Here is a 22,635-nt window from a genome sequence, read left to right on the forward strand (position 1 = left end):
TCGGGTCCTTCGTCGTGCGGGGCCGACGGGCGGTCTCTCGCCGGCGGGCTGCAGGTCTCTCGCCGGGGGGGCTGGGGGTCTCTCGTCACACCCAGCAGAGGGCGGTGCAGACCCAGGTCGGATCACGCCGGTCGGCGTCGTGGACCAGACGTGCGGCCAGCGCACGCGAACGGTCGCCTTGGGCGATCCGCGCGGCGATCTCCGCAGCCCCGGTGCGGGGGCGCGTGACGCGGATGCTCGCGAGCCGGCTCGCGGGAGCCTGTCGTGGCTCCCGCGTACGGGCACGCGCCAGGATCGCGACACGCTTCTGCATCTCGTCGTACACCTCCGGCGCGAGCACGCGGGCGAGCTGGGTGAGGGGTCGGCTGCCTGAGGAGACCTCGAGCAGGGCGCGGACGAACGTCGCCGCGCGCTGGTCCAGGCCGGGCTCGTGCGGCGGCACGAGGCTCAGGTGAGGGCGGGGAGGCGAGGGCAGCACCTGCGGTGACGACAGGGCGAGCGAGCCGTCGACGAGGGGCAGCGACCACTGGGCGGTCGCCGCGGGCCGGGCGCCGCCGGAACGTGGACGGGAGAGCGAGAGGTCGTGGAGGGGCGTACCTGCTGCGGTCATCGGAGTCTCCTTGCGCGAGGGTCAGGTCAGTGCGGAGGGTCGGACGAGGGAGAGGTCTCGGACGGGGGAGAGGTGGTCGGGGCGCGGAGGACCATGCCGATCCGCAGCGCGTGCGGGTCGTCGCCGATGCGCGCACGGTTCGCCGCGTACCAACGGCGCCACTCGCCGTCGAGCTGTGCGGCCGTCGGCTCCTCGCCACGCCAGGAGGCGGCGGCGATCCGCCACAGAGAGTCGCCCGCGCGGACGCGGTAGCGCGTCCGTGGCGCGGACGGCGGGCGGCTCGTCCGGACGGTGCTGCGGCGGAGCTCGGCCGGCCGGTCGGGAAGGGCCAGCCCGCGCAGGGAGACCGAGCTCGGCGCGCCTGCCGTGCGGGGGCCTGCGGGCTCGCCGGGGGCACCCGGCGCCCCGGCGACCGCTGCCGCGGGCACGGCGAGGACCAAGGACGAGCCGGCGACGGCGAGGACCGCGCGACGCCACGGCCCAGGCGAGAGCCGCAGGAGTCCGGTGGGCACCGGGCGCCGGCAGAGGCGGCAGACGAGAGCGACCACGGTCAGTGCGCACAGCCACGCCGTCGCGGCCGTGGCCACGAGCAGCGCGAGGTCGCCGAGAAGGACCTCGAGGCGCGCGGACGTCGGCCCCGTCGCGGCGATCAGCCGCGCACCTGCGGACGGTGCGTGCTCCACGAGCACGAGCACCGCGATCCACGGTGGCGCGACGGCCGCACCGGCACGGAGTCCTCGCGTGATCATGTGACGCCCCTTCCTTACGTTTGCCTACGTTTGCGTACGCTCGCCGCCGCAGTCAATCGTTCGTCCACACCCGCCGCGAAGGGCTAGAGTCCTCGCCATGCGATGGGACGACCGGTTCGTGGCGTTGGAGCGCGGCCTGGTCCAGCAGGCGGAGAGCGAGCGTCACGCCGCCCGCGACCTCGAGATCAGCGACCTCGTCGCCGAGCGCGTCGCGCAGCTGTCGTGGGCAGACCGCTGCCTCGGTCTCGTCGTGACGGTGCGCGTCGGCTCGCTCGGTCCGCTCCGAGGCGAGCTGGCCATGGCGACCGCGGACTGGGCGTTGATCCACCACGACGCCGTCACCGACTGGGTCGTCGCGCTCAGAGAGGTCGTCGCGGTCGTGCCGGAGGGCGACACCCCCTGTGCGTCACGGAGCGAGGTGCAGCGCCGGATGACCTGGCGTCAGGCGTGGGGAGCGCTGGTCCGCGACCGTGACGAGGTGCACGTGCACCGCCGGGACGGGTCGAGCCTGCGAGGAGTCCCCGTCGCGACCGGCCTCGACCACGTCGAGATCGCGGGCGAGCTCGTGCCGTACGAGGCGGTCGTGGCGATCAGGTGTCCGCGTTGAGGGCGTCGCTGTCCTCGTCGACGAACGGGTGCGCGGCGATGTGGTCGCGGGTGGCGGCGTACTGGTCGGCGATGTAGCGCTCGAGCGCCTCGCTCTCGACCCGCCACACGCCGCGCCCCCCGACCCGGATCGCGGGCAGGTCGCCGCGGCGGACCAGTGCGTACACCTGGCGCTCGGAGACGTTGAGGATGTCGGCCACGTCCGAGAGACGCAGGAATCGGGGTGACTCGGATCCGACGGGCATGTGCTGATTGTGCCAGCCGCGAACGGGACGATCAGCCCGCGTCGCCTCGGACTGTGGACAACTGCTGGACGGGGCGACGCCCGGTGCGGCATCAATAGGGGGCATGCCGACACGCACGCAGCGCACGGTCTCGGCGCGCGCGGACACCCGCCGACTGCAGCGGCCCTCGTGGACGCACCCCCGCGCTCTCGGAGGGGTCGCGCTGGTGGCCGTCTGCGTGGTCCTCGGCGGGCTGCTCGTCGCCCGTGTCTCGGAGACGACAGAGGTCTGGGCCCTGCGTGCCGACGTTCGCGCCGGGGAGCCCGTCGAGGTCGGCGACCTCGTACCCGTGGACGTCCGGCTGGTCGGCGAGGCGCGGTCGCGCTACCTGGCGGCGGGAGGGGCGGACGCGCTCGCGAGCCGGGTTACGTCGGCGGTGTGGGGCCGTGACCTGGTCGCCGGTGAGCTCGTCCCGGCGGCCGCCTTGGTCGACGCAGCCGCCGCCGAGGGCGTCGAGCTGCCGCTGCAGGTGGCTCACGCCTCGCAGCCCCCCGACCTCCGTGAAGGCCACCGTGTCGACGTCTGGGTCGCCCCGGACGACGCGGCCTCCGAGCGCGCCGACGCGGCCCGGCGCGTCCTCGAGGACGTCGTGGTCGTCGCCGTCCACGGCTCCGGCACGGCGTGGGGTGACGCGACCACCCGCGGCGTCGTCGTACGCGTCGTGGACGAGTCGCTCCTCCCACGTGCGCTGGCCGCGCTCGGCTCGGGGAGCGTCACGCTCGTACGCCGCGGAGGAGCCGCTTCGTGAGCGTGCCGGTGCTCATCGCCGCCGGTGACGCCGCGTGGGAGGCCGCGCTGGTCTCGGCTGCGGTGGAGACGCGCGGCATCACCGTCGTCCGCCGGTGCGTCGACGTCGCCGACGCGGTCGCGACCGCCGTGAGCGGCGCGGTCGCGCTCGCCCTGGTGTCCGTAGAGCTGCCTGGTCTCGACCCCGACGCGGTCAGCCGGATCACGCGGCGCGGTGTCGTCGTCGTCGCGGTCGCCCCCGACGACGCGGCGCGCGAGGCCGAGGAGGCGGCGACCGCCCTCGGCATCGGGGCGGTCGTCCCGCTCGGGCAGCTCGCACGGGTCGCGACGTACGTCCGTAGAGACGACGCGATCTCGGACCATCCGGTCCGCGTCACGCGTGGGGGAGCGGGTGCCGGTGCTCCGGTGGTGGCGGACGCACCTCCCCGGGCGGGCCGCGTCACCGCGGTCTGGGGCCCTGCTGGCGCACCGGGACGCAGCACCCTCGCCCGCGGCGTGGCCGCCGAGCTCGCGGCCAGGGGGCGGCGGACGGTCCTCGTCGACGCCGACGTCGACGGCGGGACCCAGGCCCCCGCGCTGGCACTCCTGGACGAGGTGAGCGGGCTGCTCGCCGCGGCCCGTGACGCCAACGGCGGATCGCTGACCACCGACGCGCTCGCCGGCCACCTGCGCTGGATCGGCCCCGAGCTCGGCGTCCTCACCGGGCTGCCCCGCGCGGAACGATGGCCGGGCCTGCGCGCGACGGCGTACGAAAGCGTGCTGGCGACCGCGCGCGACCTCGCGGACGAGGTGGTCGTCGACCTCGGCTTCTGCCTCGACGACACCGGCGACGGGGGAGGGGACGGCAGCGCGCCACGACGCACCGCGGTCGCGCGCCACACCCTCGAGACCGCCGACGTGGTCCTCGTCGTCGGGCTGCCGGACCCCGTCGGCCTGTCGCGCCTCGCCAGGGCGGTGCTGGACCTGCGGACTCGGTGCGACGTCGACCCGGTCGTCGTCCTCAACCAGGTGCGTACGACGCTCGGGTGGACCACGCGAGAGATCGCGGAGGCGGTCGAACGCTTCACGGGTGCGGTCCCGGCTGCCTTCCTGCCCTACGACCGGGCGGCGCTCGACCACTGCCTCGTCCACGGCCTGACGCCCGCCGAGGGGGCAGGCGGCTCACCCTTCCAACGGGCGGTGGCAGGGCTGGCGAGCGATCTCGACGCCCGCGCTTCCGAACTGGCGTAACCTGTGCCCGTGCCCCGACGTCTCGATGCTCTCGACGTGACGTTCCTCGACGAGGAGACGTCGGCCAGCCCGCGCCAGGTGATGACCCTGGCCGTCCTCGAGCCCGGCGAGCGCCTGTTCGACTACGACACCCTCGTCCGCGTCGTCAACGAGCGGATCGGGCTCGTGCCCCGTTACCGCCAGCGCGTCGCGACGGTTCCCGGCGGTCTCGGGGCGCCGGTCTGGGTCGACGACGCGGCATTCGACCTCTCGTACCACGTGCGTCGCTCCGCGCTCCCGAAACCGGGCACGAACGCCGCGCTGCGCGAGCTCGTCAGCCGTCTCATCGCGCGGCGCCTCGACCCGACGCGGGCGCTCTGGGAGGCGTACTTCATCGAGGGCCTCGAGGGCGGCCGCTGCGCCGTCCTCATCAAGTCGCACCAGGCGCTCGTCGACGGCTCGGTCACGGTCGACCTCGCCCAGGTGCTTCTCGACGAGAGCGCGCACGACCGCGACGTCCCCTCCGACGGCTGGAGCCCGCGCTCGCTGCCGGGGAGCGCCTCGCTGATGGCGGGCTCGCTCGTCGACGCCGCGCTCGACCCGCGCCGTGCCGCCGAGCGCCTGCGCTCAGGGATCGACAAGGTCCAGTCGACCGTCGGCAAGGTGGTGCAGACGCTGCCCGTGGTCGGGCCCGCCACGACCGACCCGCCGGGGCCGTTCAGCAGGCGGCTCAGCCAGCACCGCCGCTACGTCACCGTGGCCACGCGCCTCGACGAGTACCGCGGCGTGCGCGACGTCCACGGCGGCACCGTCAACGACGTCATCCTCGCGACGATCGCGGGCGGGATCCGCGGCTGGATGCTCACCCAGGCGCAGCCGGTCAGCGACAACACGCGGCTGCGCGCGATGGTGCCCATGTCGGTCGCCGCGCCCGACGGCGTCCCCACCTCGTACGGGTCGACCGTGCGGGGGCACCTGGTCTCGCTCCCGGTGGGAGAGACGAACCCTGTCGTCCGACTCCACCAGGTGTCGTACGCCCTCAAGGCGCACCGCGAGACCGGCGTCGCCGTCGCTGCCAACACGCTCGCGTCGCTGCCCGGCTTCGCGCCGACGACCTTCCACGCCGTCGGCGCGCGGGTGGCGGAGACGAAGGCGCACCATCCGTACGATCTGGTCGTGACCAACGTCCCCGGCCCGCAGGAACCGATGTTCATGGCGGGCGCTCCGATCGTCGAGACCTATCCCGCGATCCCGCTCACGCACGGTCGTACGCTCTCGATCGGCGTCACCTCGTACGCAGGCGGGGTCTACTACGGCTTGGTGGCGGACCGCCAGGCCGTGCCGGAGGCCGACCTCCTCGGGCAGTGTCTCGAGGAGGCGCTCGCCGAGCTCGTCGAGTCCGCCAGCCCGTCGCGACACCGCGCGCCACGCGGTGGACTGTCCGCGGGCCGCGCGGCGCGACGGCCGTCGGTCGACCGTGACGGAGGTCCGGCATGAGCCGCGCCTACCTGGCGGTCGAGCCCGCAGCGTTGCGGCGGCTGGCGGACGAGGGCAGCCTGCCCGCCGACGCGTACGAGGGCGTGGTGGCGGCCAGCGACGACGAGCAGGACGAGTACGACGCGATGGCCGTGGCGGGCGAGATCGCCGAGGAGCGCTGGGGCACGGTCGTCGTGCTCGCCACCGAGGCTCTGGGAGGGCCCGGCGGCGAGGTGAGCGGTCCGCTGGCGCTGCGTGACGTGGAGGCGATCCACGTCGGCGAGGAGCTCGCCTGGTACGCGACGCAGGAGCTCGACGACGTGATCACCGCGCTCGCGACGTGACCGCGTCGCGTCGGTCCGTGAGTGGTCACCGCGACCCGTCCCGTGACCACCCACGCACCAACGTGACCCGGGTGCTCGTGGCGCCGGACAAGTTCAAGGGCTCTGCCGACGCGGCCGAGGTCGCCTCCGCCCTGGCCCGCGGACTCCGTACGGCCGGTGCCGAGGTCGTCGAGCTGCCGGTGGCCGACGGTGGCGACGGGACGGTGGCCGCCGCGCTCGCCGCGGGGTGGGAGCCGGTGGCCGTGACCGTCAGCGGGCCGACCGGTGAGCCGGTCGAGACGACGTACGCCCGACGCGGGGCGGAGGCCGTCGTCGAGATGGCGGACGCCTGCGGGATGCGCCGCCTTCCTGGGGCGCTCGCGCCGATGACGGCGACCTCGCGTGGGCTCGGTGAGGTCGTCGCGGCTGCTGTCGCCGACGGTGCCACCCGCATCGTCGTCGGCATCGGCGGGAGCGCGTCGACCGACGGTGGTGCCGGGATGCTCAGCGCGCTCGGCGCCCGTGCGCTCGACGGACACGGCGTGCCGGTCCCTGACGGCGGCGAAGGGCTCGCACACGTCGCGGCACTGGACCTCACCGGCCTGTCGCTGGAGGGGGTGGCGATCGAGGTCGCCTGCGACGTGGACAACCCGCTGACCGGTCCCGACGGCGCCGCGGCGGTCTACGGCCCGCAGAAGGGCGCCGACGCCGACCAGGTCCCGATGCTGGACACGGCCTTGGCCCGGTGGGCGGACGTCGTCGCGGCGACGACCGGACGCGACCTGCGGGACGTCCCGGGAGCCGGCGCTGCCGGTGGCGTGGGTTTCGCGATGGTCGCGCTCCTCGGGGCTCGGCTGCGGTCCGGCGCTGATCTCGTCCTCGACCTCGTGGGCCTCGACACGCTCCTGGAGGAGGTCGACCTCGTCGTCACCGGCGAAGGCTCGCTCGACGCGCAGACGTTGCGGGGCAAGGGACCCGCGGTTCTTGCCGCGCGCGCCCGCCGGCACGGGGTGCCGGCCGTCGTGGTGTGCGGGCGGAGCACCCTGACGAGGCGGCAGGCGCGGGCGGCCGGCTTCGCGGAGGTGTACGCCCTGACCGACGTCGAGCCCGACGTCGCCCGGTGTATGGCCGACGTGTCGGCGCTGCTGGAGAGCACGGGACGCGCCGTGGGCGCGCGCTTCCTCTAGATTCGACTCGTGCAGGACCACGTCGTACGGCTCGTCGACCTGGCCGTCGGCGCGACCGTCGCCGTGGCGGCTCCTCTCGTCGTCGCGGCCCGTGCGGTGACACCCGGTGCGATCCGTGCCGGCCGTCACCTCGCGTACCCGCCGCTCGTGCCGCGCGAGATCGCGCCTGGCACGCTCGCGCGCGAGCTGGCGTTCCGTGGCCGGGCCGTCCGGATCCTCGCCCAGGTCGAGCTGGTCCGCCGAGCCAAGGCCGCCGTCCCCGTCGTCGTCGACGAGGTGCTCGACCAGGTCGACGTGACCCAGCTCGTCCTCAACCGTGTCGACCTCGCCCGTGTGGTCGTCACGGTGCTCGACGAGCTCAACCTCACCGCCGTCGTCACCGAGCGGGTCGACCTCGGCCACGTCGTCAGCACCGCGCTCGACCAGCTCGACCTGACCCAGGTCGTGCTCGACCGCGTCGACCTCCACCGCGTCGTCACCCACGTGCTCGACGGGCTCGACCTGACGGAGCTGGTGCGGGAGCGGGTCGACCTCGACGCGCTGGCCAACGAGGTCATCGACGACGTCGACCTCCCGGAGATCATCCGCGACTCCTCCAGCGGCGTCGCCGCGGACCTGGTCGTCGAGGCGCGTACGGGTGCCGCGTCGGCCGACGAGGTCGTCGCCCGTGCCGTCGACCGCGTGCTCGTGTGGCGCCGCCGTGGCGGGAGGTCGCAGTGACCGGGGCCTCGCGCGCGCACCCCGTCGGCCCCGGCGGGCATCTGCAAGGACGCCCCGCCGGGGTCGTGACCCGGACCATCGCGGGCGCGCTGGACTACGCGGTCGTGGGCCTGTGGGCGGCGAGCGCGTACGTCGGTGTCGCCGCCCTGAGCTTCCTCGCGAACCCGGTCCAGTGGCAGTGGCCGCGCTGGACCTTCGGCGCGCTGCTCGTGCTGGGGGCCCTGTCGATGGTGGCCTACCTGACCTCGACGTGGGCGACCAGCGGCAAGACGCTCGGTGGCCAGGTCATGGGGACGCGCGTCCTCCACGACGGGAAGCGGGTGCACGTCGCGCGGGCCCTCGCGAGGGCGCTCGTGGTCGTGGTGTTCCCGATCGGGTTGTTCTGGTCGGCTGTCGACGCCCGGTCACGCTCCGTGCAGGACCTCCTGACCGGGACGTCGGTGGTCTACTCCTGGCGGAGCGAGGTCGGGAACGGCTCCTGACCGGCTCAGCCTGCCGCGAACCGCGCCCTGCCGGCCTCGGACTCCACCCGGATCGCCGCGACGACCGCCTTGGCGACCTCGGGCTCGATCTTGCGGCCGATCAGCGGGATCTTGACCTTCAGGTCGCCGTCGACCACGAGCTGAGACCCCGAGGCGGTGGGGATGATCGCCAGCGTGCCGTCCATCGACGCGGGCTGCCCCTTGATGGTGAGCTTCACCGTGCCAGTACGCGAGCCGTCGGCTGCCGACGGGCCCCAGAGCTCGACCTGGCGGACGTCGACGGTGTCCCCGGTCAGCTTCTTGACGAAGTCGGGCATCTCGGCCGGCATCGTCCGGTCGATCTGGATGCGGACGCCGGTGCCGTCCTCCTCGACCGTGACCTCGTATGCGGTCGCGTACATCTTCTCGCACACCTCGGCTCGGAAGTCGTCGTCGCTGATGATCCCGAAGACCTGGTCAGGGGTGGCGCCGGGGTAGTCGGCAGTCTCGTGCAACCTCATCGGGACATCATCGCAGGAGGCCTTCCGAAGGCGGCCAAGTAGTGTGCAGAGAGTCACAACGATGTGCACCGAAGGAGTCCGATCTTGTCCGTGGAGGAAGGCGACCTGCCCCCCGACGTCACCGACGCGCTGGTGGAGGCCTACTACCAGCACGTCCCTGCCGAGGAGCGCAAGGAACGACCGCCGGAGGCGCTGAGGGGTGCGGCCATGAGCCACGCCCGGCTCGCCGCCGTGAGAGCGCCGGGGGAGACCCTGCTGAAGGTGTGGCAGCCGGAGGCCCGCACCGACGGGTGGGATGCGCGGGGGCACCTGGTCATCCAGGTCGTCACCGACGACCGCGCGTTCCTCGTCGACTCGACGATCGGTTTCCTGACGAGGGAAGGCTTCGGGGTCGACTGGCTGGTCCACCCGCAGCTCGACGTGGTCCGCAACGGCGCGGGCCGCCTGGAGTCTGTCGGGATCGCCGGAGGCGCCTCGGCGCCCGACTCCATACGCGAGTCGTGGATGTACCTCGAGATCGACCGCAGCGACCGTCCCGACGTGGAGGACGAGATCGCGACCGGGCTGCGACGGGTCCTGCACGACGTCGAGCTCGCCAACGACGACTGGGAGCCGATGCGCTCGCGTGCCCGCGAGATCGTCGCCGAGCTGCGCTCGATGCCGCCGGTCGGCATCTCGCCCGACGAGGCGGCCGAGGCCGCGCTGCTGCTGTCGTGGCTCGCGGACGACAACTTCACGTTCCTCGGCTACCGCGAGTACGACCTCGAGGGCGGACCCGGCGAGGAGCAGCTGCGCCCCGTGCCCGCCAGCGGCCTCGGCATCCTCCGCAAGGCGCGGGGGGAGAGCGCGTCGTTCAACCGGCTCCCTCCGCGCTCGCGCGCGCGTGCGCGGGAGAAGACGGTGCTGGTCATCACCAAGGCGAACTCGCGCTCGACCGTCCACCGCACGAGCTATCTCGACTACATCGGCATCAAGTCGTTCAACGCCGAGGGCGAGGTCGTGGGCGAGCGCCGGTTCCTCGGTCTGCTCGCGTCGTCGGCCTACACCGGCAGCATCACCCGCATCCCGATCCTCGACCGCAAGGTCGACGCGGTCATCTCCGGGCTCGGGTACGACGGCGACAGCCACGCGGCCAAGGAGATCCTCGACCTTCTCGAGACGTATCCGCGCGACGAGCTCTTCCAGATCCCGGTCGAAGGGCTCGCGGAGATCGCCGAGGCGCTGATCCACCTCCAGGAGCGCCGGCACGTCCAGCTCTTCGTGCGGCGAGACCCGTACGACCGGTTCCTGTCCTGCCTGGTCTACCTGCCGCGCGACCGCTACACGACCGACGTCCGGCTCACCATCGAGCAGCTGGTGGCCGAGCGGGTCGGCGGTGAGCCGACGATCGACTACGGCGTGTGGGTGAGCGAGTCGCAGCTGGCACGCGTCCACCTCGTCGTCCGGCCCCGCCCCGGTGAGGAGCTCGGCACGCTCGAGCCGGCCGAGCTGCAGACCGAGGTTGCCGCCGCCATCCGTTCGTGGGAGGACGCGCTGGCCGAGGCGGTGGACCGCCGGTTCGGGGACGCGAGCACCACGTCCGTGCTGGACGGGTTCCGCGACGCGTTCCCCGCCGCGTACAAGGAGGGCGTCGCCGCCGACGACGCCGTCGACGACGTGCTCGCCGCGCGTACCCTGCTGGCCGGCGAGGACAAGATCGTCGTCAACGTCGAGCCGGACCCGCGCGAGAACGACCCGCACGGCCTCCGCGTCCGGCTGTACTCCCGCGAGCCTGCCGCGCTCACGGACCTGCTCCCTGCGTTCGCCTCGCACGGCGTCGACATCATCGACGAGCGCCCGTACGAGCTGGCGACCGACGAGCCGGTCTGGGTGTACTGGTTCCGGGCGCGCTCGCACGTCCTCACCGACGAGGCCGGTCGTGCACGCCTGACCGAGGCCTTCGCCGCGTGCTGGGACGGTCGTGCCGAGGTCGACGGGTTCAACCGCCTCGTGCTGGGCGCCGACCTCGACTGGCGTCAGGCCGTCGTGCTGCGGGCGTACGCCCGGTACCTGCAGCAGGCGGGGACGCCTTTCAGTCTGGAGTCGATCCAGGCGGTGCTGCTGGCCGAGGCAGGTGTCGTCCGGCGTCTCCTCGACCTCTTCCAGACGCGGTTCGACCCGGCGGTCGACGACACGCGTCGCGAGGCGCTGACCGAGGAGGTCGAGGCCCACCTGCGCGAGCTGCTCGAGGCGGTCGAAGGTCTCGACGCCGACCGCGTCCTGCGGTCGTACCGGACGCTGGTGCGTGCCACGGTGCGGACCAGCTTCTACCAGCGGGGAGCCGACGGCCGACCGCGGTCGTACGTGTCGTTCAAGCTCTCGCCGCGCGACATCGCCGACCTCCCCGAGCCCAGGCCCGCGTACGAGATCTTCTGCTACTCGCCGAGGGTCGAGGGCGTGCACCTGCGCTTCGGCTCGGTCGCGCGCGGCGGCCTGCGCTGGTCGGACCGGCGCGACGACTTCCGTACGGAGATCCTCGGCCTGGTCAAGGCGCAGATGGTGAAGAACGCCGTCATCGTGCCCGTCGGTGCGAAGGGCGGCTTCTACTGCAAGCAGCTGCCCGACGCGAGCGACCGCGAGGCGTGGCTCGCCGAGGGGGTCGCCTGCTACAAGACGTTCATCTCGTCGATGCTCGACCTGACCGACAACCGTGTCGGGGGACAGGCCGTGCCGCCGCCGGACGTCGTCCGGCACGACGGTGACGACACGTACCTCGTCGTCGCCGCCGACAAGGGGACGGCGACCTTCTCCGACATCGCCAACCAGATCGCGGCCGACTACGGCTACTGGCTGGGCGACGCGTTCGCGTCCGGCGGCTCGGCCGGGTACGACCACAAGGCGATGGGCATCACGGCGCGCGGCGCGTGGGTCTCGGTCCAGCGGCACTTCCGCGAGATGGGGATCGACTGCCAGAACGAGGACTTCACCTGCGTCGGCATCGGCGACATGTCCGGTGACGTCTTCGGCAACGGGATGCTCCTTTCGAAGCACACGCGTCTGGTCGCGGCGTTCGACCACCGGCACATCTTCGTCGACCCCGACCCCGACGCCGCTCGGTCGTACGAGGAGCGTCAGCGGCTCTTCGCGCTGCCGCGCTCGAGCTGGGCGGACTACGACGCGAGCCTCATCTCGGAGGGCGGTGGGGTCTTCCCCCGTACGGCGAAGTCGGTGCCGATCAGCCCGCAGATGCGCGAGGCGCTCGGCATCGACGAGGACGTGTCGTCGATGAGCCCGCCGGAGCTGCTGCGCGCGATCCTGCTGGCGCCCGTCGACCTGCTCTGGAACGGCGGGATCGGCACCTACGTGAAGGCGTCGTCGGAGTCGCACGCCGACGTCGGCGACAAGGCCAACAACGCCATCCGCGTCAACGGTGACCAGCTGCGGTGCAAGTGCGTGGGCGAGGGAGGCAACCTCGGCCTGACGCAGCTCGGGCGCATCGAGTACGCCCTGGCGGGAGGTCGGATCAACACCGACTTCATCGACAACTCCGCAGGTGTCGACACCAGTGACCACGAGGTCAACATCAAGATCCTGCTCAACCTGGTGACAGCCCGCGGCGACCTCACGGTCGAGGAGCGGGACAAGCTCCTCGCGTCGATGACCGACGAGGTGGCCCAGCTGGTCCTGGACGACAACTACGACCAGAACGTGTCGCTCGCAGGCTCGGTCGACGCGGCCGTCAGCCTCCTCCACGCGCACGCCAGCTGGGTCTCCCGGCTGGAGCGTGGCGGCTACCTGGACCGTGCGCTGGAGTTCCTGCCGGCGGCGAACCAGATCGCGGACCGTCGCGCCCAAGGGGTCGGGATGACGGCACCAGAGCTGGCGGTGCTGCTCGCCTACACCAAGATCGTGCTCGAGCAGGAGCTCCTGGGCTCCGACATCGCCGACGACCCGTACTACAAGGCGCACCTTTTCGGGTACTTCCCGAGCGCCCTGCGCCAGCAGTACCGGGCCGACATGCTGGAGCACCCGCTGCGCCGCGAGATCGTCGTGACGTCGATCGTGAACGAGATGGTGAACCGCGCTGGCATCTCGTACTTCCACCGGCTGTCGGGGGAGACGGGCGCCTCGGCAGCCGACCTCGCCCGGGCGCGCTCCATCGCCGGCGAGATCTGCGGCGAAGGCGCCCTGCTGGAGCGGGCGAGCCTGCTCGACAACGTGGTGCCTGCCGATGTCCAGGAGGTCATGCGCAGCGCAGTGCAGGCGCTCGTCGAGCGGATGTCGCGCTGGCTGATCAACCACCGCCGGTACGCCGACGTCGAGGGGAGCGTCGACTACTTCGGTACGACGGTGCAGAGCCTGCTGCGCGACCTCCCGAGCCTGATGGTCGGCCGTGAGCACGCTCTGTGGCGTGGCCGCGCCGACGCGCTCTGCGAGGCGGCGGTCTCCACCGAGGACGCGGAGACGTTCGCGGCGCTCGGCCCGGCGTACGGGGCGATCGAGATGGCGGACATCGCCCTGTCGACCGGCACCGAGGCCGCCACCGTGGCGCAGGTGTTCTTCGAGCTCGGCGAGCAGCTCGGGCTGGACCGTCTGGCGCACCGGATCCAGGCGCTCCCGCGCGACGACCGGTGGCGTTCGATGGCCCGCGCGGCGCTGCGCGACGACCTGCTCGGGGTCCAGGGCCAGCTCGCGCGCAAGGTGCTCAGCTCCACCGACCCCGACCTGTCCGCGCACGAGCGCGTGGAGGCATGGGGAGCGTCGGAGGCGTCGGTGCTCGAGCGCGCGGAGGAGACCCTCGAGGAGATCTGGGGCGAGGACACCCCCGACCTCGCGAGGCTCTCGGTCGGTCTGCGGGTGGTGCGCACCCTGCTGACCTGAGGTCTGCGGCGGCCGCGATCTGCCGGTGCGTGAGCTGGGACTCGGAGATGATGTGCCCATGGGTCTGAGAGTCGAGGCGCACGGCCTCGAAAAGACGTACGGGGACATCCGAGCGGTCGACGGGATCACCTTCACCGTGGAGCCCGGGGAGTTCTTCGGACTCCTCGGGCCCAACGGTGCAGGGAAGACGACGGCACTGGAGATCCTGGAGGGTCTGCGCCGGCCGGACGCGGGTCGCGCGCTCGTCGACGGCGTCGACCCGGCGGAGCGCGACCCGCGGATTCTCATGCGGATGGGGGTGCAGCTGCAGTCGTCGGCGTTCTTCGAGAAGCTCACCGCCCGAGAGCAGCTCGACACCTTCGGGGCGTTGTACGGTGCCCCCTCCGCCCGTACGGACGAGCTGCTGGAGCTCGTCGGACTGACGGACCACGCGGCCGTCCTCGCCGAGAACCTCTCCGGTGGCCAGAAGCAGCGGCTGTCGATCGCGTGCGCACTCGTCAACGACCCTGACCTGGTCTTCCTGGACGAGCCGACCGCTGCACTCGACCCCCAGGCACGACGCAACCTGTGGGACGTCCTCGACCGCCTCAACGACTCAGGGCGCACGGTCGTCCTCACGACGCACTACATGGAGGAGGCCGAGCTCCTCTGCGACCGGGTCGCGATCATGGACCGGGGCAAGATCTTGGCGATCGACACGCCGGCGTCGCTCGCCCAGGCGCTCGACCTGCCGGTGACGATCGGTCTGGCTGCCGGTGCCCTGACCCTGGACGACGCTGCTTCCCTCCCGGGTGTCGAGTCCGCCGCGCTCGAGCAGACCGGCATCAAGGTCCTCACGCGGCATCCCTCAGAGGTCCTGACGGCGCTGGCCGCGCGCGACGCCCTCGACGGGCTCTCCGTACGGAGCGGGTCCCTGGAGGACGTCTTCCTCCGCCTGACGGGCCGGGAGTACCGCGCATGAGCGTCCCGACGACCGAGCGAGGGACCACCGCCGTGGCGTCGCCGGCGCCCAGGCGGGCGTTCCGGAGCCTCGCGGTGGCGATGGCGAAGGGGTTCCTCCGTGACAAGATGGCGCTCTTCTGGGCCGTCATCTTCCCGCTCATGTTCCTCTTCCTCTTCGGCGGCCTGCTCGCCGACAGCGGGACCCCGCGCAGCGACGTGATCCAGGTCGGCGCGGTCCCGCTCCTCGACCAGGCGGGGCCCGAGGCACAGAAGGTCATCGACGACTCCCTGCACATCGAGAAGAGCGACGACCGGGACGCCGCGATCGCGGAGGTCCGCAAGGGCGACGCCGACGCGGTCGTCACGATGGACGGCGACGCGCTCGAGCTGTGGTACTCCGCGGCCGACCAGGTCACCGCCAGCATCGTCCAGGGCACCTTCAACGGCCTCGTGCAGGCGGCGAACCAGGCGGCGTCCGGTCAGCCGCCGACCTACACCCTGTCGACGCAGCAGGTCGAGGACGAGTCGCTGAGCGCGATCCAGTACTTCACGCCGTCCCTGCTCGGCTGGGCGATCGCGATGGGCGCCACCTTCGGGGCGGCCGCGAACCTCGTGCTCTGGCGACGCAACGGTGTCCTGCGCCGGCTGCGGCTCTCGCCCGTCCCGACCGCGGCGGTGGTCGGGGCGAGGGTCGTGACAGCCCTGATGCTCGCTGGCATCCAGATGGCGATGTTCCTCGTCCCGGCCGTGCTGTTCATGGGACTGGAGCTGACGGGCTGGTGGTGGCTGTCGGTGCCGCTGCTGGCCGCGGCGACGCTCGCGTTCCTCGCGCTGGGACTGCTCGTGGGCTCCTTCAGCAAGACGGAGGAGGGGGCGACCGGCGCCGCCAACTTCGTCATCTTGCCGATGGCGTTCCTGTCGGGGTCGTTCTTCCCGCTCGACGAGGCGCCCGCCTGGATCGTCGCCCTGTCGAACGTCCTGCCGCTCAAGTGGGTGAACGAGGGCATGCTCGACGTCATGGTGCGTGGCGAGGGACCGTCCGCGATCGTCGTCCCGACCTTGGCCCTGCTGGCGTTCGCCGCCGTGCTCGGAGCGCTCGCCACGCGGTTGTTCCGCTGGGACACGACCTGACGGGGTGCCCGGCGAGGGCTAGGTGCGCTCGTCGGGCTCGTCCGGAGCAGGGCGGCTCTGACGGCTGCCCTCGGTCCGGGGACGCAGCGGGAACACCTGTGCGTCCTCGCCCTGCTCGCGGGCACCCGGAGGCTCCAAGAAGCTCGGGTGCGCCGGACCCTGCGTCGGGTCGTACGCGATGTCGTACGCCGTCGGCACGCCCGGCTGGCGCGCCTCGCGGGCACGCCGGGCGCGACGGCGCGCGAGGGCGTCGCCCTCCTCGCGGAGCCTGTCCTCCTCCGTACGGGGGTCCGGCGCCGGCGCGTCAGGGACCGAGTCGAACCTGATCGCCGGGTACTCCGCGGTCGGCAGCTCGTCCTCGTCGACCGGCGGGAGCGGGGGCAACGGGGCGAGCGCCGCCTGGGATCCGGTCGAGTCCGGGCGCGGGTCGTCGAAGGCCGGCAGGTCGAAGCGGGTCTCCTCCTGCGCACGCGCGAGCCGGTACGCCGCCTCGCTGTCGGCGATCCCGGCCAGGGGATTGCCCCGCGGGGTCGGGTCCACCCCGGACATGCGGATCGGACCCGGCGGTGCCGGGGGCGCCGGGGGCTCCGGCTCGTCGTCCTCGGGGGAGGGCTCGGGCTCGGGCTCTGGCTTCGGCTGGGGCTCGGGCTGGGGCTGGGGCTGGGGGGCGGGCTCAGGCTGCGGCGCGGGCACGGGTGCCGGCGCCGCAGCCGGTGCCGGCGGAACGACCGGCACGGTCGGTTCGTCGTCTGGGCCCTTGACGGGGACGTCGGCGCGGCGCCGCCCAGCCGGCCGTACGGGCTCGGGTTCCGGTTCGGGTTCCGGTTCCGGTTCGGGCTCTGGTTCAGGCTCCGGATCCGGTTCAGGTTCGGGTTCAGGCTCGGGCTCGGGCTCGGGTTTGGGCTCCGGGACAGCCTCCGCCACCGGTTCGGGCGCAGGTTCAGGCTCAGGCTCCGCCTCTGGCTCCGGTTCCGGCGCGACCTCAGGCTCCGGCTCCGGTTCCGGCGCGACCTCCGCCTCCGGCTCAGGCTCCGGCTCCGGCTCCGGCTCCGCCTCTGGCTCTGCCTCCGCCAGCTCGAGGTCCAGGGAGTCGTGCGCCTGAGCCTCGGACACGAGCCGGTCGGCCTCGTCCGCGAGCCGTTCGGCGGTCGCCGCCGCGCGGGCCGCCAGCGCGGCGACGAGCTCGTCCTCGTCAGGGCGCAGGAGCTCCAGGCGCCGCTCGACCTCGGCGCGCACGCTCGGCTCGACACGGCCGGTGAAGCGGTCGTCGAGGTAGGAGGGGCGATCGATCTCGTCGGACAGCCGCTCGTCCTCGCGGTGGAGCTTCAGCTCGAAGGTCGCGAGCTCGGTGTACGGGTCGAGCACATCGGCGACCTCGTCGTCGAGGATCCGGCCGTCGGCGGGCTCGACGAACCCGAGCTGGGCGGCCCGGCGCTCTTCGACGATCGCGAGCTGGTCCTTTGCGAGCTCGAGACCTTCCCGGAGACGCTCGATGTACGAGGCCATGGAGGCGACGACCGACGCGGCGTCGGCGATCTCCCGCTCGGTGGCCATCTGTCGTGCGAGGGCGATGCGGGCGAGGTCGTCGAAGACGGCCGCACCGCTGATGTTGCCCTCGACGCGCAGCTCGGAGGCGTGGTACGCGGCGGTGGCTGCCTGGACTCCCCAGTCGTCCGCGGTCTGCTGGTCCTCAGCGCGGTCGTGCTCGGTCAGACGCTTGGCCGCCACTGCGGCGGCGAGGGCGTCCTCGGCCTCGGCGATCGTCGTCGTGTACGCCCGCGTCAGCGCCAGGAACAGGGACTCCGGGTCGGCGGAGTCGTCGATCAGCGTCGAGACGTCGGCCTGCGCCAGTGCCGTCACGCGGCCGAGGACGGACTGCTTCTCAGCCATGGGGCATCCCCGCCATGAAAGTCCTCCCTGAAGTCTGTCGAGGGTCGACTATCTCGCAATCAGCTCGGGGTGACGTGGGTGGGGTCGAGGACACGACGCAGGAACTCCTTCGTACGGGGCTCCTTCGGGCTCCCGATGACGTCGGCCGGCGCGCCCTGCTCCACGATCACTCCACCGTCCATGAAGACCACCCGGTCGGCAACCTCACGGGCGAACGCCATCTCGTGGGTCACGACGAGCATCGTCATGCCCTCCTCGGCGAGCTTGCGCATGACGGTGAGGACCTCGCCGACCAGCTCGGGGTCCAGGGCCGACGTGGGCTCGTCGAAGAGCATGAGGTTCGGGGCCATCGACAGGGCGCGCGCGATCGCGACGCGCTGCTGCTGGCCGCCGGACAGCTTCGCCGGGTAGGCGTCGTGCTTGTCCGTGAGGCCCACGCGGTCGAGGTTCTCCTGAGCGACCGCGCGCGCCTCCTTCTTGCCGCGCTTGAGGACCGTCTGCTGCGCGAGCATGCAGTTGGTCAGGGCGGTGTGGTGGGGGAACAAGTTGAAGCTCTGGAACACCATGCCGATGTGGCGGCGCGCGGCGTCGATGTCGCAGTCGGGGTCGGTGAGGTCCTCGCCGGCGACGAGGACGGTGCCGCTGGTGGGCTCCTCGAGGAGGTTCACGCAGCGCAGCAGCGTCGACTTGCCGGAGCCGGACGGGCCGATCACGCAGACGACCTCGCCCTGCTCGACCTCGAAGTCGATGCCGCGGAGGACGTGGTTGTCGCCGAAGGACTTGTGCAGGTCGCGGATCTGGACGAGCGCGTCAGGCATCAGCGGGCCTTTCCTGCGTTGGCCTCGAGCCGACGGACCAGCATCGAGAGCGGGAGGGTGATGATCAGGTAGGCGATGCCGGCGACGACGAGGGGCGTCACGTTGACGTTCTGGTTCGCCAGCTCGCGCCCGAACTTCGTGAGCTCGTAGTGCTCCTTGGACAGGCCGATGATGTAGACGAGCGACGAGTCCTTGACCAGGAGGATGAGCTCGTTGGTCAGCGGCGGCAGCATCGTACGAAACGCCTGCGGCAGGACGACCTTGCGCATCGCCTGGCCCGACGTCATGCCGAGCGAGCGCGCGGCCTCGACCTGGCCCTTCGGGACGGCCTGGATGCCGCCGCGGATCGTCTCGGCGAGGTAGGCGCTGCCGACGATGCCGAGGGCGAGCCAGACGGTGCCGTACGGGTCCCACGGGATGCGCATGCCCGGGAAGGCCAGCGGCAGCAGCGTGAAGACGAGGAAGACGATCAGCGCGGGCAGACCGCGGAAGAACTCGATGTAGACGGTGGCGATCCAGCGGTACGGCCCGATCTGGGACAGCCGCATGATCGCGAGCACCGTGCCGACGACGATGCCGAAGACGAAGGCACCGAGCGTGTAGACGATGGTGTTGAAGAGCGCGTGCCCGAGCCCGCTCGTGATCGTCTTCTCGACGAGGTCGGGCCGGAAGAAGACGTCCTGGATCTGCGGCCAGTCCGCGAAGAAGACAGCGGCGGCGACGAGCAGGACGAGGACGGTGTACTGGACGGCCCGGATCCGCTGAGCCCGCTTGCGCGGGCTCAGCGGACGACGGGTCGGAGCCGAGTCGGTGGGGGTGCTCATGGCTCCCTTACTGTGCCAGACGGGTCAGTGAGATCAACGGGTCGTCGGCTTGGTGCCGAAGTACTTCTCGTAGATCTCGTCGTACGTGCCGTCTTCCTTGGCGGTGGCCAGGACCTCGTTGAGGCGCTCGATGAGCTTCTCGCCGTTGGCGTCCTTGGCGGCCGGGAAGCCGTACTGCTCGCCCGTGTCGAACTCCGTCGTCACCGCGGTGTCCGGGTTCTCCTTGGCGAAGTCGAAGAGCACGCCGTTGTCGTTGATCGCGGCGTCGACCGAGCCGGCCTTGACCGCGTTCGCCTGCAGCGCCATGTCCTCGAAGACGACGATGCTGTAGCCGTTCTTGTCGGCGTTCTCCTCGGCGTACATCGCGCCGGTGGTGTCGGTCTGGACGCCGAGCTTCTTGCCCTTGAGCGCCGAGAGGTCCTCGATGCCGGAGTCGGCCTTGACGAGCAGGGCCTGCGTGGCGTCGAAGTACGGGTCGGAGATCGTGAGGGCGCCGGCGCGCTCGTCGGTGATCGTCATCGCGCCCATGCCGACGTCGCACTTGCCGGCCTTGAACGCGGCACCCGACGTGATCTGGTTCCAGTCGATGTCGACGACCTTGTGCTCGAGGCCCATGTCGTCGGCGAGCAGCGCCAGCAGGTCGGTGTCGAAGCCGACGACCTCGTCGCTGTCGTCGCGGTACTGGAACGGCTTGTACGGGAGGTGCGTGCAGATCGTGAGCGTGCCGTCCTCCACGATCTTGATGCCGTCGACCTCCTTGCCCGCGTCGTCGCTGTCGTCACCGCCACAGGCGGCCATCGTGACGGTGAGAGCGAGTGCTCCGGCAGCGGCGGCGAACGCCCTGCCCAGGCCTCGTCCGGTGACCTTCATCGAAGTTGCTCCTTGAGCTTGAGGTTCCACGAGACTGATCTCTCGTGAGGAGGGATGGTGCCACACGAAGAACACGGGTTTGTTACGACACCGGGAGATCGGCCTCGAGGGTGTGCACAGAGGTCGTCGAGGGGGTCGGGGGTTGCTTGCGTCACCTGGCGTGCCGTTGCGAGGTCACAGTCCCGTAACGCAAGTCGAGGGTCGATCTCCGGGGGCCATCCTTGAACGCGGAGCGGGCAGCCGTCAATGGTCTCCCCAGCCGGACGGGCCTGCGTGACCGATGATCGAGGGAGTCGTCGGACCGAGGGGGAGCCGTATGCGGGTGCTCGTGACCGGGGCGACGGGTTTCATCGGGCGACGGCTCGTCCCGGCCCTGGAGGTCGAGGGCCACGAGGTGCTCGCGATGACCCGGCACCCCGACACGTACGGCGGGGGAGGACGGCCCGTCTTCGGTGACGTGCACGTCCCGGACTCGCTGCCGGCGGCGCTCGAGGGCGTGGAGGCGGCGTACTACCTCGTCCACTCGCTCGGCTCCGACGACTTCGTCCGGCGCGACGCCCGTGCGGCCCGTGCGTTCGGCGACGCGGCAGCCGAGGCGGGGGTGGGACGGATCGTCTATCTCGGTGGTCTCGGTGACGACGCCGACGATCTCTCTCCCCACCTGCGCAGCCGCCGCGAGGTCGAGGGACTGCTCGGGGAGGGCGGCGTCCCGGTCACGACGCTGCGTGCGGGGATCGTCGTCGGTCACGGTGGCATCTCGTGGGAGATGACGCGTCAGCTCGTCGAGCACCTGCCCGCGATGGTGACGCCGCGCTGGGTGAGCACACGGACGCAGCCGATCGCCGTGGACGACGTGATCCGCTACCTCGTCGGGGTGCTGACGCTGCCCGAAGGCTCCGACCGTGCCTACGAGATCGGCGGTCCGGACGTCCTCGCGTACGCGGCGATGATGCGCCGCCTCGCCGACATCGAGGGGCGCCACCCGGTGATCCTCCCTGTCCCGCTGCTCAGCCCGGGGCTCTCGGCGCTGTGGCTCGCCTTCGTCACCGACGTCGACACCCGGACGGGGCGTTCGCTGGTCGACTCGATGGTCAACGAGGTCGTGGTGCGCGACGACGCGATCCGCGAGGCGGTGCCCTTCGAGCCGCTGTCGTACGACGAGGCGGTCCTGCAGGCGCTCGCCGAGCGCGCCCGGGAGCAGGAGGACGGTGGGTCCGCGTGAGCCGCGGAGGACGCTGGGAGCGTGCCCGCGTCCTGCTTCCGCGCGGGCTCGGGTACGTCGCCCGGGCCGCCGTCCCTGAGCCCGCCGAGGTGGTCCGCCGACGCCGTCGTACGGTCGTCGCCGTCGGCGTCGCCGGCGCGGGCGTGCTCGGGGTGTCGCTCTCGACGCGGCCCGACTCGCCGCAGTTCTACGGCCTGACGCTGGCGACGGCCGCGACCTGGACCGCGGGCGCACTGGCCTCCGGGCCTTTGCACCGGGGCTGGATCGAGCGCCCGGACGCGCCCCAGCGCCGCCCGGTCGTGGTGCCGGTGCTGACCGGGGTCGGTGCGTTCGGCTGCTTCTACGCGGGAGCGCTGGTGGCGCAGCGCATCCCGGTCCTCGACGCGGCCCTCCGGCGCGTGCTGCGCTTCGCCGAGGGCAGCACGCCGCTGGTCGTGCTCACCACCCTCGCGAACGGCGCTGCCGAGGAGCTGTTCTTCCGCGGGGCTCTGTACGACGCGGTAGGGGAGCGCCACCCCGTCCTCGTCTCGACCCTCGCCTATACGGCGACCACCGCGTCCTCGCGGAATCCCTCGCTGATGCTGGCCGGGGCGGTGATGGGGACCTTGTTCGGTCTCCAGCGGCGCGCCACGGGTGGGGTGCAGGCATCGACGCTGACCCACCTCACGTGGTCGGCGCTGATGCTGCGCTACCTCCCGCCGCTGTTCCGTGAGCGGCGTGACGGGGTGATTGAGGTTCACCCAGATCCGGGCGGGCCCCCTCGGTGACCTGCGTGAGATGACGGGTGAAGCGGTGGGTCTCTAGACGGGTTGTGTCTCCGAGCGGCCGGCTGGCGGTCAATGTCAAGCCGCCCAGCGGCTGCATTTCGACCATCGTGTTGTTCTAAATCACTGACTTTGATGTTCTCGTCCGTGCCAGGCCCGAGTTTGAGTACTGCGTTCCCCGCCGAAGACCAAGCTGCTTGGATGCGTCAAGTGTGCTTCACGATGTGCGATTCAGTTGCAGAAGTGCGGTCTCAAATCAGGGTAATTGCACCCATGGCGGTGGAAGAATCCGGACAATTCCACGTCGACGCGTGAGTTGATGAAGTCACGGTTGTGTAACACGCCTTCTTCTCGTGTTGACGAGTTTCATCTACGTCCGGATGATCCTGTCACCTGCCATCGCGGCGGATCGGCGCAACAA

Annotated in this window: 21 protein-coding genes; 13 read left to right on the forward strand and 8 right to left on the reverse strand. The window is 71.8% G+C overall.

Annotated elements, in window-relative coordinates:
- Positions 1 to 85: 85 nt before the first annotated feature.
- Complete coding sequence (locus NYZ95_RS09125) at positions 86 to 610, reverse strand: Rv3235 family protein (RefSeq protein ID WP_262850846.1); 525 nt, start codon at positions 608 to 610, stop codon at positions 86 to 88.
- Between the two features lie 26 nt (positions 611 to 636).
- Entirely contained in the window at positions 637 to 1,359 is a 723-nt protein-coding gene (locus tag NYZ95_RS09130; protein WP_262850848.1) for a LysM peptidoglycan-binding domain-containing protein, read from the reverse strand.
- A gap of 97 nt (positions 1,360 to 1,456) precedes the next feature.
- Here NYZ95_RS09130 and NYZ95_RS09135 point away from each other — a divergent pair, with 97 nt between their 5' ends.
- Entirely contained in the window at positions 1,457 to 1,966 is a 510-nt protein-coding gene (locus tag NYZ95_RS09135) for a hypothetical protein (RefSeq protein ID WP_262850850.1), read from the forward strand.
- Here NYZ95_RS09135 and NYZ95_RS09140 read toward each other — a convergent pair.
- Positions 1,950 to 2,210, reverse strand: a complete 261-nt coding sequence (locus NYZ95_RS09140; RefSeq protein WP_262850852.1) for a helix-turn-helix domain-containing protein — start codon at positions 2,208 to 2,210, stop codon at positions 1,950 to 1,952. The two genes, NYZ95_RS09135 and NYZ95_RS09140, sit on opposite strands and share 17 nt — an antisense overlap.
- A 103-nt stretch (positions 2,211 to 2,313) precedes the next feature.
- On the opposite strand from NYZ95_RS09140, the gene NYZ95_RS09145 reads away from it, so the two are divergent.
- The 7 genes from NYZ95_RS09145 to NYZ95_RS09175 all read left to right on the forward strand — a co-directional run bounded on the left by NYZ95_RS09145 (position 2,314) and on the right by NYZ95_RS09175 (position 8,393).
- Positions 2,314 to 2,997 carry a hypothetical protein gene (locus NYZ95_RS09145; protein WP_262850854.1) on the forward strand — a complete coding sequence of 228 codons (684 nt, stop codon included), beginning with the start codon at positions 2,314 to 2,316 and terminating at the stop codon, positions 2,995 to 2,997.
- Entirely contained in the window at positions 2,994 to 4,226 is a 1,233-nt protein-coding gene (locus NYZ95_RS09150) for a CpaE/TadZ family protein (protein ID WP_262850856.1), read from the forward strand. The genes NYZ95_RS09145 and NYZ95_RS09150 overlap by 4 nt, the downstream gene beginning before the upstream one ends.
- 9 nt (positions 4,227 to 4,235) lie before the next feature.
- Complete coding sequence (locus tag NYZ95_RS09155) at positions 4,236 to 5,702, forward strand: WS/DGAT/MGAT family O-acyltransferase (protein WP_262850858.1); 1,467 nt, start codon at positions 4,236 to 4,238, stop codon at positions 5,700 to 5,702.
- Positions 5,699 to 6,025, forward strand: a complete 327-nt coding sequence (locus NYZ95_RS09160) for a hypothetical protein (RefSeq protein ID WP_262850860.1) — start codon at positions 5,699 to 5,701, stop codon at positions 6,023 to 6,025. Before NYZ95_RS09155 ends, NYZ95_RS09160 begins: the two co-directional genes overlap by 4 nt.
- Positions 6,026 to 6,042: 17 nt before the next feature.
- A complete protein-coding gene (locus NYZ95_RS09165) occupies positions 6,043 to 7,191 on the forward strand; it encodes a glycerate kinase (protein WP_262850862.1) in 1,149 nt (382 codons plus the stop codon).
- Positions 7,192 to 7,200: 9 nt separating this feature from the next.
- Positions 7,201 to 7,911 carry a hypothetical protein gene (locus NYZ95_RS09170; RefSeq protein ID WP_262850864.1) on the forward strand — a complete coding sequence of 237 codons (711 nt, stop codon included), beginning with the start codon at positions 7,201 to 7,203 and terminating at the stop codon, positions 7,909 to 7,911.
- A gap of 65 nt (positions 7,912 to 7,976) precedes the next feature.
- A complete protein-coding gene (locus tag NYZ95_RS09175; RefSeq protein WP_262850866.1) occupies positions 7,977 to 8,393 on the forward strand; it encodes an RDD family protein in 417 nt (138 codons plus the stop codon).
- Positions 8,394 to 8,398: 5 nt separating this feature from the next.
- On the opposite strand, the gene NYZ95_RS09180 is transcribed toward NYZ95_RS09175, so the two are convergent.
- Positions 8,399 to 8,893, reverse strand: coding sequence for a DUF2505 domain-containing protein (locus tag NYZ95_RS09180; RefSeq protein WP_262850868.1), 495 nt, complete (start codon positions 8,891 to 8,893; stop codon positions 8,399 to 8,401).
- A gap of 90 nt (positions 8,894 to 8,983) precedes the next feature.
- Between NYZ95_RS09180 and NYZ95_RS09185 the strand changes: the two genes are divergently transcribed.
- From NYZ95_RS09185 to NYZ95_RS09195, 3 genes are read left to right on the forward strand one after another with little or no spacing between them, the layout of a single operon-like run.
- Positions 8,984 to 13,753: an NAD-glutamate dehydrogenase gene (locus NYZ95_RS09185; protein ID WP_262850960.1), complete on the forward strand. Its 4,770-nt coding sequence runs from the start codon at positions 8,984 to 8,986 to the stop codon at positions 13,751 to 13,753.
- A 58-nt stretch (positions 13,754 to 13,811) separates the two neighbouring features.
- Entirely contained in the window at positions 13,812 to 14,714 is a 903-nt protein-coding gene (locus tag NYZ95_RS09190; RefSeq protein WP_262850869.1) for an ABC transporter ATP-binding protein, read from the forward strand.
- Entirely contained in the window at positions 14,711 to 15,826 is a 1,116-nt protein-coding gene (locus NYZ95_RS09195) for an ABC transporter permease (RefSeq protein ID WP_262850870.1), read from the forward strand. The genes NYZ95_RS09190 and NYZ95_RS09195 overlap by 4 nt, the downstream gene beginning before the upstream one ends.
- An 18-nt stretch (positions 15,827 to 15,844) precedes the next feature.
- Here the strand turns inward: NYZ95_RS09195 and NYZ95_RS09200 are convergent, their stop codons facing one another.
- The 4 genes from NYZ95_RS09200 to NYZ95_RS09215 are packed head-to-tail and all read right to left on the reverse strand — an operon-like array spanning position 15,845 to position 20,228.
- Positions 15,845 to 17,716: a PspA/IM30 family protein gene (locus NYZ95_RS09200; protein ID WP_262850872.1), complete on the reverse strand. Its 1,872-nt coding sequence runs from the start codon at positions 17,714 to 17,716 to the stop codon at positions 15,845 to 15,847.
- Between the two features lie 59 nt (positions 17,717 to 17,775).
- Positions 17,776 to 18,534, reverse strand: coding sequence for an amino acid ABC transporter ATP-binding protein (locus tag NYZ95_RS09205; protein WP_262850874.1), 759 nt, complete (start codon positions 18,532 to 18,534; stop codon positions 17,776 to 17,778).
- Positions 18,534 to 19,358, reverse strand: coding sequence for an amino acid ABC transporter permease (locus NYZ95_RS09210; RefSeq protein ID WP_262850876.1), 825 nt, complete (start codon positions 19,356 to 19,358; stop codon positions 18,534 to 18,536). The genes NYZ95_RS09205 and NYZ95_RS09210 overlap by 1 nt, the downstream gene beginning before the upstream one ends.
- A 33-nt stretch (positions 19,359 to 19,391) precedes the next feature.
- Positions 19,392 to 20,228 (reverse strand): transporter substrate-binding domain-containing protein, encoded by an 837-nt coding sequence (locus tag NYZ95_RS09215; RefSeq protein WP_262850878.1) that lies wholly within the window; start codon positions 20,226 to 20,228, stop codon positions 19,392 to 19,394.
- A 316-nt stretch (positions 20,229 to 20,544) separates the two neighbouring features.
- Here NYZ95_RS09215 and NYZ95_RS09220 point away from each other — a divergent pair, with 316 nt between their 5' ends.
- Together NYZ95_RS09220 and NYZ95_RS09225 are read left to right on the forward strand one after the other, a co-directional pair.
- On the forward strand, positions 20,545 to 21,450 hold the full coding sequence (locus NYZ95_RS09220; protein WP_262850880.1) for an NAD(P)H-binding protein: 906 nt from the start codon (positions 20,545 to 20,547) through the stop codon (positions 21,448 to 21,450).
- A complete protein-coding gene (locus NYZ95_RS09225) occupies positions 21,447 to 22,217 on the forward strand; it encodes a CPBP family intramembrane glutamic endopeptidase (protein WP_262850882.1) in 771 nt (256 codons plus the stop codon). Before NYZ95_RS09220 ends, NYZ95_RS09225 begins: the two co-directional genes overlap by 4 nt.
- The last annotated feature ends 418 nt before the right edge of the window (positions 22,218 to 22,635 follow it).

Origin of the sequence: Mumia quercus (assembly GCF_025506335.1) — a bacterium.
GTDB lineage: Bacteria > Actinomycetota > Actinomycetes > Propionibacteriales > Nocardioidaceae > Mumia > Mumia quercus.